4 protein-coding genes and 1 pseudogene are annotated in these 2826 nt (G+C 61.1%); all 5 read right to left on the bottom strand.

The window, feature by feature from the left end:
* Nucleotides 1-16 precede the first annotated feature (16 nt).
* A complete protein-coding gene (locus ACYCUK_RS24215) occupies nucleotides 17-304 on the bottom strand; it encodes a hypothetical protein (protein ID WP_461597130.1) in 288 nt (95 codons plus the stop codon).
* Between the two features lie 68 nt (nucleotides 305-372).
* Nucleotides 373-573 carry a YqaE/Pmp3 family membrane protein gene (locus tag ACYCUK_RS24210; protein ID WP_461597129.1) on the bottom strand — a complete coding sequence of 67 codons (201 nt, stop codon included), beginning with the start codon at nucleotides 571-573 and terminating at the stop codon, nucleotides 373-375.
* Nucleotides 574-620: 47 nt separating this feature from the next.
* Nucleotides 621-1103 carry a hypothetical protein gene (locus ACYCUK_RS24205; protein WP_461597128.1) on the bottom strand — a complete coding sequence of 161 codons (483 nt, stop codon included), beginning with the start codon at nucleotides 1101-1103 and terminating at the stop codon, nucleotides 621-623.
* Between the two features lie 69 nt (nucleotides 1104-1172).
* Nucleotides 1173-1757, bottom strand: coding sequence for an HD domain-containing protein (locus ACYCUK_RS24200; RefSeq protein WP_461597127.1), 585 nt, complete (start codon nucleotides 1755-1757; stop codon nucleotides 1173-1175).
* Between the two features lie 331 nt (nucleotides 1758-2088).
* Nucleotides 2089-2452 (bottom strand): annotated as a pseudogene (locus ACYCUK_RS24195) (single-stranded DNA-binding protein); the annotation flags it as partial.
* Between the last annotated feature and the right edge of the window lie 374 nt (nucleotides 2453-2826).

The following is a 2826-nucleotide window of genomic DNA, read 5'->3' as shown; positions in this document are numbered from 1 at the left end:
AAGACTGGGCGCCAGCTCACGACTGAACCTCCTCAGCGTCGTGTGGCGCGCGCATCAGCACTGCGGCAATGGATTGCACCGCGACGATGCACATGCTTTCGTGCGGGCGATGGCCCAGCGCCAGAACCGACGCTGCGGCTCGGGCAGAATCGAGCTCCAGCGCACTGCGCCCGCTGCGTCTAAGGTCTTCCTGAGCGGCGTTGATCGCGGCCAGCGCCTGCTTGGCGGCCTCCTGCGTCGGCAGCAGACCAATGCGTGCCATTGCAATCGCCTGCTGGGCGATGATCAGATTATTGGTGTGCATGGTGGTGATGATCAGATGGTGGTGATGAACGCGGTCTGCGCGGGCGTCGGAACGCACAGACCGCCAGATCAGTCGTTCGACCGGGAGGCCAGCGCCTTGGCGATCTTCTTGTCGGTCTTGTACTGGCTGAGTGCGTAGACGGCCCAGATCGTGGCTGGAATCCAGCCGATCAGCGTGAGCTGGAGGATCAGGCACACGATGCCCGAGATCGGCTTGCCGATGGTGAAGAACGTCAGCCAGGGAAGGAAGAGGGCGATGAGAAGGCGCATGGTCGTTTCCAGGTCAGGTGCTTGATGCCGGTGTGGGGCGTGCGGGCTCAGAATGGGTTGACCGACACGCCGTGTGCAGCAGCGCAGCTGGCGGAAACCTTGCTGTAGTCAGGCTTCGTGACGTTGAGCCAGCTCATATCGCGAGTCTTCAGGATGTACTGCGTGGTGCACCACTGGTCTTCGGCGACATAGGCGTTGTCCTTTGCCGTGTTCTTGCCGGCGAAGATCCCTCGCGCCGCCGCCTGAAAAAATGCTCCGTCTTTGCCAGGCCACGGTTCCGGCGCGGTGACGTCGGCGAGCATGGTCGGGCTATGGGTGATGAGCTCAGCGGCCATGCCGTTGATGCAACCTTTAATCTGCTGAGGATTGGGCTGCTGACCACACCAATTCTGTTCCGTGGTGAGCGCCTTCGGATCCTTCAGCATCGTGTGCAGCGACGCATTCGCGGGGTCCGTCTTGTGGCCACATCCTGCAAGCAGGGCGCTTGCGGCAACGGTAGCAACGAGCAGGGTTTTGGTTTTCATCTTCATAGGAGTCCTTGGGTTGTTGTGCGGTGCCCGCAAAATCCGGCGGGCCTCGGCTGGTGCTCAGGCTGGTGCTCAGGCTGCGTGCGGCAGGCTGCCTGCCTCGTGAGCACTGCGCAGAGCTTCGTAGCGATCCAGGAAGACATCCGCCCACCATTGGGGTGACCAGCCGAGGACGGCGACCTTCTCATGGAATGGCGCTACACCCCCAAGTATTCGCCAGTGGAGGTTGCGGTCTGCATCGAAATGCATCAGATCCCGCCGCTCAGTGGCCAGGGCCACCAGATCGGCATACTTGATCAGATCTTCCCAATCATGCGAGGCGAATGTCACGTCCAGTGCCCGGCGTACCGCGGTCGCCACGTCAGCCTCGAGGTCGTGCCAGGCTGGGCCGAGGGCACTCTTGATGGGTGTCGGAATATCGCCGATGTAGGCCTCGTGCGCATCGTGAAGCAGCCCGGCGAGCTGCGCTTCGACGGGCGCACCCCGCTCCTCAAGGATTCTCGCCACCAGCAGACTGTGCTGCGCCACCGAGTAGTGCACTCCGGTGTGGCCGCCGAAGCGGCAGATCAGGGACAACGCATGGGCGATGTCTTCAATGTGCACATCCGCAGGCACCATCTGCGTGGGCAGATAGTCGCGACCAGAGAACGTCAGCATGTGAAGGGAGTTCATCGGCGCGCCTCCCGGCCCAGGGCGATCTTTGTCGCTGCGCCAACTTGCATGCCTTGCGTCACCCGGGTCGCGTTGGCCAAGAGACCATCGGCATACCCGCGTCGGTAGGCTTCCTTGCGCCACAGTTTGGCATCCGCCTTACGGCCAGAAAAGCCATCGCGCTCACCAACCAGGGCGTAGTCGACCTTGAAACGAGAGAGGAACATGGCAGATCCTCAAGCGTGGTCGTCGACGGGGGCGCGACGGGATCACCGTTCCGCGGCTTTTGCGCCGTCACGGCTGCCTGGATGGCAGCCGAAGACCTTGTGGTCTGATCAGCCGAGGCGTGGCCTTGGCGACCGTCTCCCGGCTTGCTGCTCAGCAGGATCAGGTCCGTGCCGACGACCTCGGTGGTGTAGCGATCGCCGCCATCCTTGTCAGCCCACTTCCTGGTGCGCAGGTAGCCTTCGACGTAGCACTGACCGCCCTTTTTGAGGAAATCGCTGGCGATCTCTGCGCGGCGGTCGTAGAAGACCACGCGTGTCCACTCGGTGTCTTCCTGGCGGTCACCATTCTTGTCTTTCCAAACGCGCGTGGTGGCCACCTGCAGGTTGGCGACTGCGTTGCCGTCAGGGGTGTAGCGCACCTCGGGGGTCGCGTCCGAGGTGGCCGATCAGTTGAACCTTGTTGAGAGAGGGCATGCTTCACTCCATCGAGGGGATGAAGTGAAGATAGCGTAGCGCTAATTAACAGTCAATAGCGATACGCTAACTATACGTAATGTTTTGTATCGCATGTTTAGCTGGATCGAGGTCTTGAAGCATCCTTGGCCTCTTCTCGCAACAAGGGTGGAGCCTTCATGCATGCGACGAAACTTCCCTTGCTCCGGTGGCTTCTCATGGCTTGAGGTTCCGTCAAAGCTCCTTCCCGAGCCATCCCCAAAGCACCCGACCATGGACATGGAGTTCAGTAGCTTCATTCGGGTTGATCTCCCAGGATTTGTAGAGCTCGTTGTCTGAGTTGACGGACAGGGTCTTGGGCATGCGCTGAATGCGTTTGATGAAGGTTTCCTGGC

The sequence above is a fragment of the Thiomonas sp. genome (assembly GCF_054608695.1).
The sequence above is the reverse complement of the archived record's forward strand: the minus strand, read 5'-3'. Positions and strand labels throughout refer to the sequence as shown.

Coding starts and splice junctions, on each gene's coding strand:
- ACYCUK_RS24215 (WP_461597130.1), bottom strand. CDS start 304: ATGCACACCAATAATCTGATCATCGCCCAGCAGGCGATTGCAATGGCA.
- ACYCUK_RS24210 (WP_461597129.1), bottom strand. CDS start 573: ATGCGCCTTCTCATCGCCCTCTTCCTTCCCTGGCTGACGTTCTTCACC.
- ACYCUK_RS24205 (WP_461597128.1), bottom strand. CDS start 1,103: ATGAAGATGAAAACCAAAACCCTGCTCGTTGCTACCGTTGCCGCAAGC.
- ACYCUK_RS24200 (WP_461597127.1), bottom strand. CDS start 1,757: ATGCTGACGTTCTCTGGTCGCGACTATCTGCCCACGCAGATGGTGCCT.